Source organism: Nocardioides sp. Z35_8, assembly GCF_059621125.1.
Map to the genome: position 1 here is coordinate 80,469 of NZ_JCAQIE010000002.1, position 14,876 is coordinate 95,344.

The window sequence follows — 14,876 nt, forward strand, 5'->3', positions numbered from 1 at the left end:
CGGGTGCCGGCGCGGGTCGTGAGCGGGGGTGGAGCCGCGGCGGCTCCGGGTCGGGAGCCGCCGCGCGACCGATCAGGACTCGAAGGCCGAGTCGAGGTACTGGTCGACGTTGTCGGCGGTGACGACCGGCGCGTAGAGCTGCACCGTGCGGGGCACCTGGACCTCGACGAGGTCGCTCATCGCCTTGTCCTGCAGCAGCAGGCGGGCGAGCTTGACGCCGTCGGCTCCCTGGGTGGACGGGTAGATGACGGTCGCCTTGAGCACGCCGTCGCCCTCCTGGATTGCGCGCATCGCGTTGGCCGAGCCGGCGCCGCCGATCATCGCGAACTCGTCGCGGCCGGCGTTCTCGATCGCCGCCAGCACGCCGACGCCCTGGTCGTCGTCGTGGTTCCACAGGTAGTCGATCTTCGGCTCGGCCTGCAGCAGGTTGGCCGCGACCTCCTCGCCGCTCTCGACGGTGAACTCGGCGGCCTGGCGGGCGTCGACGTCGAGACCGCACTCGGACAGCGCGTCCTCGAAGCCCTGGCTGCGGTCCTGGGTCAGGGGCAGCGAGTCGATGCCGGCGATCTCGGCGACGACGACGTCCTTGTCGCCGCCTGCCTGCTCGCAGACGTACTGACCGGCCGAGACGCCCATGCCGTAGTTGTCACCGAGCACGGTGACGCGCGCGGCGTTGGGGTCGTCGAACTCACGGTCGACGTTGACGACCGGGATGCCGGCCTCCATCGCCTTGAGAGCGATCGGCGTCATCGCCGCGCCGTCGAACGGCAGCAGCACGATGGCGTCGACCTTGTCGTTGATGAAGGTCTCGACCTGGCTGATCTGCAGGTTGACGTCGTTGGTGCCCTCCGCGATCTGGAGGTCGACGTCGGGGTACTGCTCCTGCAGGTCGCGGACGTTGTTGGTGATGGCGGCCATCCAGCCGTGGTCCGCGGCGGGCGCCGAGAAGCCGATGGTGACCTGGTCGCCCTCCTCGTCGTTGCTGCCGGCGGCCGCGGCGGGGGCGCTGTCCGAGCTGCCGTTGTCGTCGTCGTTGGCCGCATCCTCGGCACTGCCGGTGCAGGCGACGAGGGACAGGACGGCGACCGCGCCGACCACGAGGCCGGAGTAGCGGCGGCTCTGCTGCCGTCGGAGGGGGGTGCGCAGTCGCATGGGTGGTGCTCCTTGTGTTGTCTCGATGGGTGCGGTGGTGCGGCCGACGCTGCGTGACGTGCCGGCGTGGTGGTGCGGGGTGGTGGTGAGGGGTGGTGGTGCGGGTGGTGCGGGGGTGTTCGAGTCGGGAGGGCCCGATCGCTAGGTCGAGGTCGCGTTGCGGGCAAGGCGCTGCTGGAGCAGCACGGCGACCACGATGATCAGGCCCTTGGCGACCGCCTGGGTCGAGGTGTCCTGGTTGTTGAGGGTGAACACGTTGCTGAGGGTGGCGAAGATCAGCACCCCGACGACGGTGCCGACGATCGTGCCGCGGCCGCCCGTGAGCAGCGTGCCGCCGATGACGACCGCGGCGATCGCGTCGAGCTCCCACAGGGTGCCGTGGGTGGAGCTGCCCGTGGTGGTGCGGCTGACCAGCATCAGGGCGGCGAGCCCGCAGCACAGGCCGACGAGGACGTAGAGCATCACGGTGTGGCGGTTGACGTTGATGCCGGCCAGGCGGGCGGCCTCGGGGTTGCCGCCGACGGCGAGCGTGCGCCGGCCGAACGTCGTGCGGTTGAACAGCACCCAGCCGGCGATCGCGACCAGCGCGAAGATGATGACGAGGAGCGGCACGCCGAGGACGTCGGCGGAGAAGAAGTCCTTGAACCCGTCGACCGTGACGATCTGCGTGCGCCGCTCGGAGATGATCTCGGCCAGGCCACGGGCGGCGGCGAGCATCGCCAGCGTCGTGATGAACGGGACCACCTTGCCGTAGGCGATGATGATCCCGTTGACCAGACCGGCTCCCGCTCCCACGGCCAGCGCGGCGAACACCATGACCAGCCAGTGGGTGTCCTCGGCCATCGTCTGGGTGGCGAAGGTCGTCGCCCAGACCGAGCACAGCGCCGCGATGGCGCCGACGGAGAGGTCGATGCCGCCACCGGTGATGACGAAGGTCATCCCGATGCTGACCACGCCGATCGTGGAGGCGAAGCGCAGGATCGTGAGGGTGTTGTCGACGCTCGCGAACCGGTCGCCCGCGGTGATGATCCCGGCCGCACAGATCAGGAGCAGGGCGACCACGAGGCCGAGGTTGCGCCCGAACGGGCCGCTCATCAGCCCTCCGCCGCTGTCGCGCTCGCTCTCGGCGGCGGCGCGCTCCACCGTGACCGTGTCGGTCGAGGGCGTGACGGTGTTCTCCACCGTGCCCCCGTCCCGGTTCGTGCTCTGCTCGCTCATGCGACCTTTCCTTCCATGACCAGGTCCAGGACGCGGGACTCGTCGATCTCGCCCGCCGGACCTTCGTGAACGACACGGCCCTCGCGGACCACGAGGACCCGGTCCGCGAGCCCGAGCACCTCCTCGACCTCGCTGGACACGACCACGACGGCGACGCCGGAGTCGGCCAGCGAGCGGACGAGGGCGTAGATCTCGGCGCGAGCGCCGACGTCCACCCCTCGGGTCGGCTCGTCCAGGAGCAGCACGCGGCACTCGCGCAGCAGCCACCTGGCCAGGACGACCTTCTGCTGGTTGCCGCCCGACAGGAGGCGCACGAGGCGATCGACCCCTGCCGGACGGACGTCCAGGGACTCCGCCACCTCGGCGGAGCTCGTGCGCTCGGCACGCCGGTCGAGCAGCCCGAACCGGCTGAATCGTCGGAGCGTGGAGACGGTGATGTTGCTGTAGACGGCCTGGTCGAGGAGCAGCCCCTGGCTCTTGCGCTCCTCCGGGGCCAGGCCGACCCCGGCCTTCACCGCGGCGGGCACCGACCCGCGGCGCAGCTCGCGTCCCGCCACGCGCACCGTGCCGGCCGAGGACCGGCGGGCGCCGTAGAGGGTCTCGAGGATCTCCGAGCGCCCCGCGCCCACGAGCCCCGCGAGGCCGACGATCTCGCCGGCGTGCACCGTGAGGTCCACCCCGGTGAAGACGCCCGGCAGCTCGAGGCCGGTGACCTCGAGGACGGGCTCGCCGGAGGGGGTGACGGCCTCGCCGCGCGGCGGGAACACGTACTCGATCGAACGGCCGGTCATCAGCTTGATCAGCTCGCTCGTCGGCGTCTGGTCGACCGCGAGGCCGGTGGCGACGCTGCTGCCGTCCTTGAGGACGGTGATCCGGTCGCCGATCTGGCGGATCTCCTCGAGGCGGTGGGAGATGTAGACGACGGCGACGCCCTCGGCGGTGAGGTCGCGGATCACGCGGAACAGGTTGTTGACCTCGCCCTGGTCGAGGACGGCGGACGGCTCGTCGAGCACCAGCAGCCGGGTGTCCTGGGACAGCGCGCGGGCCATGCTGACGATCTGCTGGGCCGCCGGAGAGAGCCGGCCGACCGAGCGCGTGGCCGGGATCTCGCTGTGGCCGAGCCGGGCGAGCAGCTCGCGGGTGCGCCGGAGCGTCTCGGCGCGCTGGCTGAAGCCCGCCGTGCTGAGCTCGTGGCCGAGGAAGATGTTCTCCGCGACGGTGAGGTCGGGCACCAGGTCGAGCTCCTGGTAGATGGTGGAGATGCCGAGGCCCATCGCCGCCTGCGGCGTCGACAGCGTGACCGGCGCACCCTCCCACAGGATCTCGCCCTCGTCGGGCTGGTAGCTCGCGGACAGGATCTTGATCAGCGTGGACTTGCCGGCGCCGTTCTGGCCGAGCAGGCAGTGCACCTCGCCGGCGCGCACCTCGAGCTCGACGCCCCCCAGCGCGAGCACGCCGGGGAACCGCTTGACGATGCCGCGCATGGTCAGCAGCGGGGTGTCGTTCATGACATCACCTCCAGGGTGGGGACCACCCGAGGCACCAGGGTCGGGTCGTCGTAGACGTGGTCGATGGCGACGGCGGCGGCCCCGTGCACCGCTGCGGAGAAGCCGAGGGCCGAGAGGGCGATGCGGGTGCCGCCGGCGTCGGGGGCGAGCACACCCGCGGCGAGCTCGGCCTCGGCCTCGGCGCGGAACCACTCGCCGATCTCGCCGAGGTAGCCCGAGAGCACGATCATGCCGGGGTTCAGCACGTTGGTGAGCAGCGCGGCGCCGATGCCGACCCAGTGGCCGATCTCGCGCAGCGCGGTCAGGGTCTGCTCGTCACCGGCGGCGGCGCGGCGGCCGATCTCCTCGACCTTGCCCTCCAGGTCGAGGACCGGCGAGCGCAGCAGGTCGTCGTCGTTGCCGGCGGCGAGGTCGATGAGGTGGCTGAGGCCGATGACGGTCTCCCAGCAGCCGGTGCGACCGCACCCGCAGCGGTTGCCGTCGCGGTCGACCACCATGTGCCCGAACTCCCCGGCGTAGCCGCGCCGGCCGGCGAACGGCCGCCCGTCGGCGATGATCCCGCCGCCGATGCCGACCTCGCCGTGGACGACGAGGATGTCGCGCCGGTCGGGATCGCCGGGGGTGGCCTCGGCGACGGCAGCGAGGTTGGCCTCGTTGTCGACCTTGATCAGGTAGTCGGGGTCGCCGAGCACGGCGCGCAGCAGGCTGGCGAGCCCGACGTCCTGCCAGCCGAGGTTGGCCGCGACCGAGACGGTGCCGGCGTCGTGGTCGACGAGGCCCGCGACGCCGACGACCGCCGAGACGGGCACGGCGCCGAGGGCGGCCAGGTCGTCGAGCGTGGCGTGCAGCAGCTCGCCGAGCCGGTCGACGACCGCCGCGGGCTCGAGCCCGCGGGTGTCCATCGAGGTGCGGTGCTCGCTCACGACGGTGCCGGCGAGGTCGACCGCGCGGGTCGAGACGTGGTGGACGTTGATCTCCGCGCCGACGCCGTAGGCGCCCGCACCGTCGATCTCGACGATCGTGCCGGGCCGGCCGACGGCGCCGCGCTCGGCGCTGCCCTCGCGGACCAGGCCACGCTCGAGGAGCTCGGTCACCAGGCTGGAGACCGTCGCCTTGTTGAGGCCGAGGTCGGCGGCGAGGCGGGCGCGGCTGCGGCCGCCGTCCTCGCGGAGGCTGCGCAGGACGAGCGACAGGTTCGCGCGGCGGACGGTGCCCTGGTCGGCACCTCCCGAGCCGGTCGACGACCAGCCGTCTCGCACCTGCGACATTCGTGCCCTCGATCTGCTGTGTGACTCGCGTCACCAGTTAGTTTGGTGGACCGCCAAACTAAGTCGTGACGATGGTCACGTCAAGGGGCTCGTCGCAAGATCTTCAGGTGGTCCGGTCCAGGTGTCGCGAGCGGCCCTCGGCGTACCGCGCGCGCACCTGCGGAGCCGGGTCGGCGGCGTAGCGCCGGGTGCCCTCACGCACCCATTCCGGGGCGGTGTCGGCGCCGGTGAGCGCCCAGGCCGCCTGCCGGGCGGCGCCGTCGGCGACGTACTCCCCCGGCGGGGGAACGTCGACCGGCACGCCCAGCACCTCGGCGGCGACCGTGCGCACGGCCTCGGACGCGGCCGCACCGCCGACGAGCAGCACCCGCGACGGAGCGACCCCGGTGGCGGCCACCGCGTCGAGGCCGTCGGCGAGGCTGCAGACCAGGCCCTCCACCGTCGCTCGGGCGAAGGCCGGCCGGGTGGCCGTGGCGAGGGTGAGGCCGTGCAGCGACCCCGTCGCGTCGGGAAGGTTGGGGGTGCGCTCGCCCTCCAGGTAGGGCACCAGCACCAGTCCCCCGGCGCCCGCCGGGGCCTCCATCGCCAGGCTCGAGAAGGTCTCGTGGTCGACGTCGAGCAGGCGCGCGGCGGCGTCGAGCACGCGGGCGCCGTTGAGGGTCGCGACCAGCGGGAGGAACAGCCCCGTGGCGTCGGCGAAGCCCGCGACCGACCCGGTGGGGTCGACGGCCGGGGCGCTGGTGACGGCCGTGACGACTCCGGACGTGCCGATCGAGACGACCACGTCGCCCTCGCCCGCACCCAGGCCCAGGGCCGCGGCCGCGTTGTCGCCGGCACCGGCGCCGAGGACGGTGCCGGCGCGGACGACGGTGCCGGCCGACCGCGCCGCGACCTCGCCGGGCGCGACCACCCGCGGCAGGTGCGGCACGGCGCCGAAGGCGCGCTCGAGCAGGTCGGTGCGGTAGTGCCCGGTCGCCGCCGACCAGTAGCCGGTGCCGCTGGCGTCGCTCCGGTCGGTCGTGAGGTCGCCCAGCTCGCCGCTGCCCGAGAGCTTCCAGGTCAGCCAGTCGTGGGGCATGCACACCGCTGCCGTGCGCCGCGCGTTGTCGGGCTCGTGCTCGGCGAGCCAGCGCAGCTTGGTCACGGTGAACGAGGCCACCGGGACGACGCCGACCGCCTCGGCCCAGGCCCGTCCGCCCTCCTCGAGCCCGCCCAGCTCGTCGACGAGGTCGCGGGCGGCCCCGGCCGAGCGGGTGTCGTTCCACAGCAGCGCGGGGCGTACGACCGCGCCGTCCTCGTCGAGGCAGACCATGCCGTGCTGCTGGCCGCCGACGCTGACGGCGGCCACGTCGTCCAGCCCGCCGGCCTCGGCGACGGCTGCCTGCAGGGCGGCCCACCAGTGGTCGGGGTGGACCTCGGTGCCGTCGGGATGGCTCGCACGTCCCTGGCGCATGAGGGCGCCCGTCTCGGCGTCGCGGACGACGACCTTGCAGGACTGGGTGGAGGAGTCGATGCCGGCGACCAGCCGGGGCCCGTCAGTCATGGCCGCGGATGCTAGCCCACGCCCCTCCCGGGGCCCGGCGCGGCGACTCGCCCGGACGGCTCCCCGACGACGACGAAGGGCCCGGTCTGGTGACCGGGCCCTTCGGGTGCCGTACCCCCGACCGGATTCGAACCGGCGCTACCGCCTTGAGAGGGCGGCGTGCTAGGCCGCTACACAACGGGGGCTTGCAGGTGTTGCTCCGAGGAGCGACGGAGCTGAACTCTAGCGGGGCCGGAGTGACGCTCCAAATCCGGGCCCGAGGGCCTGGATCTTGCTGGGGTACTAGGACTCGAACCTAGAACAACTGAACCAGAATCAGCCGTGTTGCCAATTACACCATACCCCATGGGGGTATCGGATCGCTGTCCGACCACCCACGTGGTCCGGGCGTGGAATCCCTCGTGGAACGCCTCCCGAACCGACCCCGAACATTACATGCGGGGTGGCGGCGGGGCCAAAACGGGGTCGCGCTGCCCGGGCGGCAACGCCGCTCCCCCGACGGGCGGTCCGACGTCGGCCAGCCCCATCGCCTTCGCCACCCACGAGGCGAGGAAGAGGTAGACCAGCGACTGGGTCATGGTGGAGAGGATGGTCCACCAGCTGCTGCCGCCCTCGGCGTTGAGCGCCGTGGTCAGGTCGCCGAACGCGAGCGCCAGCCCGAAGGCCAGGAAGTTGTTGAGCACGTGCATGGCGATGGGCGCCTCGAGGCCGCCGGTGCGGATGACGAGGATGCCGGCGACGACACCGAAGGCGAAGCGGTCGAAGAACACCGGCCAGTCCTGGGACAGGCCGTGGAAGAGCGCGAAGATCAGGGCAGGCCCGAGCACCCCCAGCGCCTGCGAGACGCGCCTGCCCCACACGAGCGAGCCGAACGCCTGGGTGAGGTAGCCGCGGAACAGGTACTCCTCCCCGGCCGCCTGCAGCGGGGTCAGGAGCAGGATCACGATGATGAAGTCGCGGGTCTGCGTGGTGAAGTCGTTGACGGTCCCGGCCGGCACGTCCCCGACCGAGATCGGCAGCAGCATCGCGACGCCGAGCGACGCCATCAGGGCCACCAGCGACAGGCCCAGGCACACCAGCAGGTAGCCCCATCGCAGTCGGGGCGCGACCGAGGAGACCCACCGCGGCTTGAGCCGGTGGAGCCACCAGGTGACCAGGAACGTCAGCGGGATCGCCGCAGCGATGATCGCGTTGAGCAGCGCCAGCCCGGCGGGCGTCGCCTCCTGCGTCACGTCGAGCAGCGCGGCGGCCTCCTCCGCGGTGTCGCCGGTCGCGAGGAGCAGCACGAGGGCGAGGGCCCCGGCGGCCAGCGGCACCACGCCGAAGACGAGCACCAGCAGGAGCAGGCCGCCCACGACCGAGCGCCACGCGCCGGGGCGCCCGACCCGGTGCAGCTCGTGGTAGCGCGGCCGGAAGTCGGGCGACAGCGATCGGGTCACGACGTCAGGCCAGGGCCGACTGCAGCCGCGCCAGGCTGCGGTCGCGGCCGAGCAGCTCCATCGACTCGAACAGCGGCGGGCTCACCCGCCGGCCGGTCACGGCCACCCGGACAGGACCGAAGGCCACGCGCGGCTTGAGCTCCATGCCCTCGATCAGCGCCACCCGCAGCGCCTCCTCGATGGCCGCGGTCGACCACGTCTCGACGCCGACCAGGGCGTCGTACGCTGCCTGGACGACGCCGCGGCCGGTCTCGTCGAGCACCTTCGCGACGTCGTCGGCGTCGCGCTCGAACGCTGCCTCGTCGACGAAGAGGAAGCCGAGCATCGGCGCGGCCTCGGTGAGCTTGTTGATCCGCTCGGCGACCAGCGGCATCGCCAGCTCGAGCAGCTGGGCGTCGGCATCGGCGACGGGGTCGCCGACGACGCCCGCCGACTTGAGGAAGGGCAGCGCCCGGTGGGTGATCTCGTCGATCGGCAGCAGCCGCATCTGCGAGGTGTTGATCGCCTCGGCCTTCTTGAGGTCGAAGCGGGCCGGGTTGGGGTTGACGTCCTTGATGTCGAACGCCTCGACCATCTCGGCCATCGAGAACACGTCGCGGTCGGCCGCGATCGACCAGCCCAGCAGGGCCAGGTAGTTGAGCAGGCCCTCGGGCAGGAAGCCCTGCTCGCGGTAGGCCAGGGCGTGTGCCTCGGGGTCGCGCTTGGAGAGCTTCTTGTTGCCCTGGCCCATCACGTACGGCAGGTGGCCGTAGGCCGGGACCTGCTCGGCGATGCCGAGCTCCACCAGCGCCTCGAACAGCGCGAGCTGGCGCGGCGTGCTGGAGAGCAGGTCCTCGCCGCGCAGGACGTGGGTGATCTGCATCAGGGCGTCGTCGACGGGGTTGACCAGCGTGTAGAGCGGGTCGCCGTTGGCACGCGAGAGCGCGAAGTCGGGCACGTTCTCGGTCGCGAAGGTGATCTCGCCGCGCACCAGGTCGTCCCAGCCGATGGAGCCGTCGGGCATCCGGAACCGGACGACGGGGCGGCGCCCCTCGGCCTCGAACGCGGCGCGCTGCTCGTCGGTGAGGTCGCGGCAGAACCCGTCGTAGCCCTGCATCTTCGAGCCCGACGCCTTGCGGCGGGCGTCGACCTCCTCGGTCGTGCAGAAGCAGTCGTAGGTGTAGGACGACTCGCGCAGCCGGGCGAGGACGTCGCGGTAGACGTCGCCGCGCTCGCTCTGCAGGTAGGGCCCGTGGGGTCCGCCGACCTCGATGCCCTCGTCCCAGTCGAGGCCGAGCCAGCGCCACAGCTCGAGGATGGCGTCGTAGGACTCCTGCGTGCTCCGCTCGCGGTCGGTGTCCTCCATCCGGAAGACGATCTGCCCTCCGTGGTGGCGCGCGAAGGCCCAGTTGAACAGGGCCGTGCGGACCAGGCCGACGTGCGGCGAGCCCGTGGGCGAGGGACAGAAGCGGACGCGGACGGGGCTGCTGCTCATGGGGATGGCTCTCTCGTGTGGCCGGTCAGCTGCGCCGGGCGACGGGGTTGGTCAGGGCGCCGATGCCGGCGATCGAGATCTCCACCTCGTCGCCGACCTGCATGGGGCCGACACCCTCGGGGGTCCCGGTCAGGATCACGTCGCCGGGCAGCAGCGTCATGACGGACGAGACGTGCGCGACGAGGGTCGGCACGTCGAAGATCATGTCGGCCGTCGAGCCGTCCTGGACGACGTCGCCGTTGAGGTGCGTCTGCACCGCGCGGCCGTCGATGAACGCCTGCGGGTCGAGGTCGGTCTCGATCCATGGGCCGATCGGGCAGAAGGAGTCGAAGCCCTTGGCCCGGGTGAACTGCACGTCGGAGCGCTGGAGGTCGCGTGCGGTGACGTCGTTGGCGATCGTGTAGCCGAAGATCACGTCGGTCGCCTGCTCGGCGGGCACGTCGCGGCAGATGCGGCCGATCACCACGGCCAGCTCGCCCTCGTACTGCAGGTTGCTGGTCTGCGTCGGGTAGAAGATCGGGTCGCCCGGGCCGACCACCGTGGTGTTGGGCTTGAGGAACATCAGCGGCTCGGCCGGGAGGTCGTTGCCCAGCTCGGCGGCGTGGGCGGCGTAGTTGCGGCCGATGCCGACGACCTTGCTGCGCGGGATGATCGGCGCGAGGAGCCGTACGTCGGCGAGACGGTGCTGTTCGTCGAGGGGCTTGACCCCGGCGTAGAGCGGGTCGCCCGCGAGGGCCACCACCACGGAGTCCTCGTCGGGCTGGCCGAACTCGTCGACCTCCCCGGTGACGACCCCGAACCGCGGCTCCTCGCCCGTGCTGAACCGACAGATGCGCATGGGTCGAGGCTATCCAACCGCGGTCTGCCCGGCCCACGTCGGGCGGCTCCCGCGGTCGGTCCGGCTGCTGCCCCGGCTGCTACCCCGGCTGCTGCCCGGCTACTGCCCGGCCGCGCGGTGCAGTGCGGCCAGGGTCGCCGCGACGTCCTCGACGGTCGTCGACCAGTTGCTCACGCTGACCCGCAGCACCGCGCGGCCGTGCCAGGTCGACCCGGTGGTCCACGCCGTCCCCTCCGCGAGCATCGCCTCGACCACGGCGCGGGTGCGGTCGTCGTCGCCGAACGTGGCGCAGACCTGGGTGAAGTCCACGTCATTGAGCACCGCGGCGCCCTCGATGGCGGCGATCCCCTCGGCGAACGCCTCCGCGTGGTCGCAGAAGCCGTCGACCAGGTCGGCCACGCCGTCGCGTCCCAGCGCCCGGAGCACCGCCCACACCGGGAACGCCCGGCCCCGGCGGCTGATCTCCGGCACCTTGTCGAACGGCTCCCCCGTCGCGTCGTGGACCAGGTAGTCGCCGTGCATGCCCATCGCCGCCCGCAGCGCGGCCCGGTCGCGGACGATCGCCAGCCCGCAGTCGTAGGGGACGTTGAGGGTCTTGTGGGCGTCGGTGGCCCAGGAGTCGGCACGATCGGCGCCCGCCAGGAGGTGGCGCCGGCGCGGCGACGCGCCCGCGAAGAGCCCGAACGCGCCGTCGACGTGGACCCACGCCCCGGCGTCGTGGGCAGCGGTGACCGTGGCGTCGAAGGGGTCGAACGCCCCGGAGTGGACGTTGCCGGCCTGCAGGCACACCACGGTCGGGCGCCCGTCGCCCGCGTCCAGCGCGCTGGCGAGCGCCGCGGGCTCGATGCGCCCCTGGTCGTCGACCGCGACCGCCTCGGGCGCACCGAGGCCGAGGTAGCGCAGGGCCAGGTCGATCGTGTCGTGCCGCTCGGCGCCGACGAGGACGCGGACGCCGGGCGACGCGGCGAGCCCGCGCTCGGCGACGTCCCAGTCGGCGCGCCGCAGCACCTCGTCGCGCGCTGCGGCGAGGCAGGTGAAGTTGGCCATCGTGCCGCCGGTGACGAAGCCGACCGCGCTGCCGGCGGGGAGGCCGAGCAGGTCGAGCACCCACGCCTCGGCCACGTCCTCGACGGCCGAGTGCGCGGGAGTGAGCAGCCGCAGGCCGGCGTTCTGGTCCCACGCGCTGACCAGCCAGTCCACGGCCAGGGCGGCCGGGTGGGTGCCGCCGATGACGAACCCGAAGAAGCGCCCGCCCGGCATCGCCGTCAGCCCGGGGTCGCAGGCGCGGGCCAGCTCGTCGACCACCGCGACCGGGTCGGTGGGACCGTCGGGGAGCTGCGGGTCGAGCCGGCCGAGCACCTCTTCGGCGCCCAGCCGCGGCGGCACCGGGCGGTCGGCGAGCGAGGTGAGCCACTCGACCGCGTGCTCGTGGGCACGGTCGAGACCGGCGGTGCGGTCCATCCCGGCAGTGTCCCCCCGGCGCCACCCCACGTCGAGAGCCCTCGAAGCGGCCGGCACGGGGTGGCGGCACTAGCCTCGGTTCGGTGCACGTGCTGTCAGCCGCCGAGTGGCGCCCCCTCGCCGAGGCGCACGCCGCCCGGGTCGACGACCTCGTCGGGCCGCACCTCGCGCGTCGGGCCGGCCAGGTCCGGCACCCGGTGCACGACTTCCTGTTCACCTACTACTCCCAGCGGCCCGCCCAGCTGCGGCGCTGGCACCCCGGCCACGGCGTCGCGCTGGAGGACGCGACGGAGCACGCCGGCCTGAAGGGCTACGGGGGCGACCCGGTCGCCGTCACCGAGGCGTACGTCGCCTCCCAGCGCCCGCTGCTCGACCAGCTGCACACCCTGCTGGCCGCGACCGCCGCCCGGGCCCCGCAGCTGGGCTGCTTCGGGCTGCACGAGTGGGCGATGGTGCACCGCGCCGACCGGGTCCCCGGCGGCACCCGCCACGACCGGCCGCTGCGGCTCGGGCAGGAGGGCACCGACGCGGTCGTCGAGTCGCACCGCATCGCCTGCTCCCACTTCGACGCCTATCGCTTCTTCACCCCCAGCGCGCGCCCGCTCAACCAGCTGCGGCCGGGCCGCGACGACCGCCCCGCCTTCGAGCAGCCGGGCTGCCTGCACGCCGGGATGGACCTCTACAAGCACGCCTTCCGGCTCACGCCGATGATCCCCAGCGAGCTGGTCGCCGACTGCTTCGAGCTCGCGCGCGACATCCGGGTGCTCGACATGCGCGCGGCGCCCTACGACCTGACCGACCTGGGCTACTCCCCCGTCAGGATCGAGACCGCCGAGGGCAAGCGCGAGTACCTCGAGGCGCAGCGCGCGTTCGCCGAGCGCGGCGCGCCGCTGCGCGCGCGACTCCTCGCGGAGTGCGAGCGGCTCCTGGCGCTCGTGCCCGAGCCGGTCTGACCCGCGCCCCTCACGTCGTCGGGGCGACGGTGAGGTCGACGACCTCGAGGTCGGGATCGGCCGGCGGCTCGTCGAGGTCGACGCAGGCCCACGCGGTGACGTCGCCGTGGTGGTTGGACGTCCGCACGCACGGGCGTTCGGGCGCCTCGGCGCGCACCTCGACCACCACGCCGGACGACGACGTGAACCGCTCGCCGGCGAGCTCGACCGACTCACCCGGCGCGAGCTCGAGGGGCTCGGCCCGACCCGCGGTGAGCACGGTCTGGTACTGCAGCCACTCCATCCGGCTCCGGTCGTCGTACATCGGCCGGGTGCGGTCGAGGCGGGAGTCCACCTCGAGCACGACCGGGACGAGGGCGGCGAAGAGCGCGGCGATCGCGAGCAGGCCGGCGGCCGCAGGGCCGAACCGACGGGTGCGACCGGTCGGCGACGTCTGGCTGGTCATCCTCGCCCTCAGAACTCGTAGCCGAAGGCCTCGATGGTGTCGGCGAACACCGTCGCCACGCGCTCCCTCGAGGCAGGGGTGTAGAGCTCGCGGTAGTGCCCGGCCGGCCGGGCGTTGCCCTTGGCCCGCGGCAGGTCGGGCTCGCCGGGCAGCCCGAGGTGCTCCCAGACCTCGCGCAGCTCGGCGTCGAGGCGCTCGTAGCGCAGGACCCGGTCGAGCGCCATCTTGCCGCGGATGCGGTAGAGCCGGCGGTTGTTGGCCAGCTGCTCGATCCAGACCTCCCGCACGTAGGTCTCGAAGTCGGGCAGCTCGCGACGGTCCTTGTACTTCCAGAAGTAGAGCGAGACCACGGCGTCCCACGGGTTGCGCTCGATCGCGAAGGTGAAGTAGTCGGCGAACACCTCGGCGCCGACGAGGTCGCGGGTGGCCTTGGCGCCCATGTGGTTGTAGGCCTTGCGCGGCAGGGGCGGGGACTGGAAGTTCTGCGGTGCACGACCGCCGGCCGCCTGGCGCAGCTTCTCGTCCTCGGGGCTGATCTCGGTGATGATGTCGTCGGGACCGCACACCTTTGACAACGCGATCTCCACGCTCGTCCCCGCCGTCTTGCGGGTCTTGAGGAAGATGAAGCGGTGCTGGTGGGACGCGATCACGGGCACGACCTTATCCGTCGGGCCCATCCGTCGGGCCCATCCGTCGGGCCCATCCGTCGGGCCATCCGTCGAGTCGGACCGACCCCACGGCTACGGTGGCGCCGTGACCGAGCCGAGGACAGCCACCGGGACCCATCTGCGCGGTGAGGACTGGTACGGCGAGGACCTCGGCGCGGCGCGCTTCGTCGAGTGCACCTTCACCGACGTGGACCTCTCCGAGGCGACGTCGTCGGGTGCCACGTTCGAGCGGTGCACCTTCCACGGCACCCGGTTCAACGACTCGGTGCACACCGCGACGGCGTTCGTCGGCTGCGACTTCCGCCGCGCGTCGTTCTTCGGCGCGACGCTCGACGGGTGCAAGCTCGTCGGGTCGGTCTTCTCCGAGTGCACGATGCGCCCCCTCACGGTCCTCGGCGGGTCGTGGCTCGGGGTGACGATCCGCGGCACCAACCTCTCCCGCCTCGACCTGACCGGCGTCGACCTGCGCGAGGCCGACCTGTCCCAGTCGGACCTCACCCTCACCGTGCTCGCCCGCACGCGCCTCGACCGCGCCGTGCTCCGACAGGCCAAGCTCGACCGCACCGACCTCCGCGGCGCCGCCCTCGACGGCGTCGACCTGGCCGCCGCCGACCTCCGGCGTACGCGCCTCGACCTCGCGGGCGCCGTCCTCCTCGCCGAGCTCCACGGCGCGGACGTCGACGGCTCCCCCTGACCGCTCAACCCGCCCCCTCCCCGCTAGGACACCCGGATCCGGGCCGTTGAGCGGGGATCTCCCCGCTCGAGCACCGCAGCGCAGCTCCCAGCTCCCAGCTCCCAGCTCCCAGCTCCCAGCTCCCAGCTCCCAGCTCCCAGCTCCCAGCTCCCAGCTCCCAGCATGAGCACTAGACACGTCCCGTCCTCGCTAGGACACCCGGATCCGGGCCGTTG

General features: G+C 72.8%; 13 protein-coding genes and 2 tRNA genes. 2 read left to right on the top strand and 13 right to left on the bottom strand.

The window, feature by feature from the left end:
- Positions 1–72: 72 nt before the first annotated feature.
- From AC54T2_RS12155 to AC54T2_RS12205, 11 genes are all read right to left on the bottom strand, one after another.
- Positions 73–1,152 carry a substrate-binding domain-containing protein gene (locus AC54T2_RS12155; protein WP_186340880.1) on the bottom strand — a complete coding sequence of 360 codons (1,080 nt, stop codon included), beginning with the start codon at positions 1,150–1,152 and terminating at the stop codon, positions 73–75.
- A gap of 141 nt (positions 1,153–1,293) precedes the next feature.
- On the bottom strand, positions 1,294–2,370 hold the full coding sequence (locus tag AC54T2_RS12160; RefSeq protein ID WP_489974761.1) for an ABC transporter permease subunit: 1,077 nt from the start codon (positions 2,368–2,370) through the stop codon (positions 1,294–1,296).
- Positions 2,367–3,878, bottom strand: coding sequence for a sugar ABC transporter ATP-binding protein (locus tag AC54T2_RS12165; protein WP_496666302.1), 1,512 nt, complete (start codon positions 3,876–3,878; stop codon positions 2,367–2,369). The genes AC54T2_RS12160 and AC54T2_RS12165 overlap by 4 nt, the downstream gene beginning before the upstream one ends.
- Positions 3,875–5,146, bottom strand: coding sequence for an ROK family transcriptional regulator (locus AC54T2_RS12170; RefSeq protein ID WP_496666303.1), 1,272 nt, complete (start codon positions 5,144–5,146; stop codon positions 3,875–3,877). The genes AC54T2_RS12165 and AC54T2_RS12170 overlap by 4 nt, the downstream gene beginning before the upstream one ends.
- 103 nt (positions 5,147–5,249) lie before the next feature.
- Positions 5,250–6,689 carry a xylulokinase gene (xylB, locus tag AC54T2_RS12175; protein ID WP_496666304.1) on the bottom strand — a complete coding sequence of 480 codons (1,440 nt, stop codon included), beginning with the start codon at positions 6,687–6,689 and terminating at the stop codon, positions 5,250–5,252.
- Positions 6,690–6,801: 112 nt separating this feature from the next.
- Positions 6,802–6,874 (bottom strand) — tRNA-Glu (locus AC54T2_RS12180).
- Between the two features lie 89 nt (positions 6,875–6,963).
- Positions 6,964–7,035: transfer RNA gene (locus AC54T2_RS12185), tRNA-Gln, on the bottom strand.
- A gap of 85 nt (positions 7,036–7,120) precedes the next feature.
- A complete protein-coding gene (locus tag AC54T2_RS12190; RefSeq protein WP_186340876.1) occupies positions 7,121–8,128 on the bottom strand; it encodes a CPBP family intramembrane glutamic endopeptidase in 1,008 nt (335 codons plus the stop codon).
- A 4-nt stretch (positions 8,129–8,132) separates the two neighbouring features.
- Positions 8,133–9,602, bottom strand: a complete 1,470-nt coding sequence (gltX, locus tag AC54T2_RS12195; RefSeq protein ID WP_186340875.1) for a glutamate--tRNA ligase — start codon at positions 9,600–9,602, stop codon at positions 8,133–8,135.
- Positions 9,603–9,627: 25 nt separating this feature from the next.
- Positions 9,628–10,440 (bottom strand): fumarylacetoacetate hydrolase family protein, encoded by an 813-nt coding sequence (locus AC54T2_RS12200; protein ID WP_186340874.1) that lies wholly within the window; start codon positions 10,438–10,440, stop codon positions 9,628–9,630.
- Between the two features lie 99 nt (positions 10,441–10,539).
- A complete protein-coding gene (locus tag AC54T2_RS12205; RefSeq protein WP_489974766.1) occupies positions 10,540–11,901 on the bottom strand; it encodes an aminotransferase class V-fold PLP-dependent enzyme in 1,362 nt (453 codons plus the stop codon).
- An 83-nt stretch (positions 11,902–11,984) separates the two neighbouring features.
- Here AC54T2_RS12205 and AC54T2_RS12210 point away from each other — a divergent pair, with 83 nt between their 5' ends.
- Positions 11,985–12,854, top strand: coding sequence for a 3-methyladenine DNA glycosylase (locus tag AC54T2_RS12210; protein ID WP_496666305.1), 870 nt, complete (start codon positions 11,985–11,987; stop codon positions 12,852–12,854).
- A 10-nt stretch (positions 12,855–12,864) separates the two neighbouring features.
- Here the strand turns inward: AC54T2_RS12210 and AC54T2_RS12215 are convergent, their stop codons facing one another.
- The gene (locus AC54T2_RS12215) at positions 12,865–13,299 is read right to left on the bottom strand and encodes a hypothetical protein (protein ID WP_496666306.1); all 435 of its coding nucleotides are present in this window, start codon (positions 13,297–13,299) and stop codon (positions 12,865–12,867) included.
- 8 nt (positions 13,300–13,307) lie between these two features.
- Positions 13,308–13,949: a sulfotransferase family 2 domain-containing protein gene (locus AC54T2_RS12220; protein WP_496666307.1), complete on the bottom strand. Its 642-nt coding sequence runs from the start codon at positions 13,947–13,949 to the stop codon at positions 13,308–13,310.
- 103 nt (positions 13,950–14,052) lie between these two features.
- Between AC54T2_RS12220 and AC54T2_RS12225 the strand changes: the two genes are divergently transcribed.
- The gene (locus AC54T2_RS12225) at positions 14,053–14,661 is read left to right on the top strand and encodes a pentapeptide repeat-containing protein (protein ID WP_186340869.1); all 609 of its coding nucleotides are present in this window, start codon (positions 14,053–14,055) and stop codon (positions 14,659–14,661) included.
- The last annotated feature ends 215 nt before the right edge of the window (positions 14,662–14,876 follow it).

Coding starts and splice junctions, on each gene's coding strand:
- AC54T2_RS12200 (WP_186340874.1), bottom strand. CDS start 10,440: ATGCGCATCTGTCGGTTCAGCACGGGCGAGGAGCCGCGGTTCGGGGTC.
- AC54T2_RS12155 (WP_186340880.1), bottom strand. CDS start 1,152: ATGCGACTGCGCACCCCCCTCCGACGGCAGCAGAGCCGCCGCTACTCC.
- xylB (WP_496666304.1), bottom strand. CDS start 6,689: ATGACTGACGGGCCCCGGCTGGTCGCCGGCATCGACTCCTCCACCCAG.
- gltX (WP_186340875.1), bottom strand. CDS start 9,602: ATGAGCAGCAGCCCCGTCCGCGTCCGCTTCTGTCCCTCGCCCACGGGC.
- AC54T2_RS12165 (WP_496666302.1), bottom strand. CDS start 3,878: ATGAACGACACCCCGCTGCTGACCATGCGCGGCATCGTCAAGCGGTTC.
- AC54T2_RS12215 (WP_496666306.1), bottom strand. CDS start 13,299: ATGACCAGCCAGACGTCGCCGACCGGTCGCACCCGTCGGTTCGGCCCT.
- AC54T2_RS12205 (WP_489974766.1), bottom strand. CDS start 11,901: ATGGACCGCACCGCCGGTCTCGACCGTGCCCACGAGCACGCGGTCGAG.
- AC54T2_RS12160 (WP_489974761.1), bottom strand. CDS start 2,370: ATGAGCGAGCAGAGCACGAACCGGGACGGGGGCACGGTGGAGAACACC.
- AC54T2_RS12170 (WP_496666303.1), bottom strand. CDS start 5,146: ATGTCGCAGGTGCGAGACGGCTGGTCGTCGACCGGCTCGGGAGGTGCC.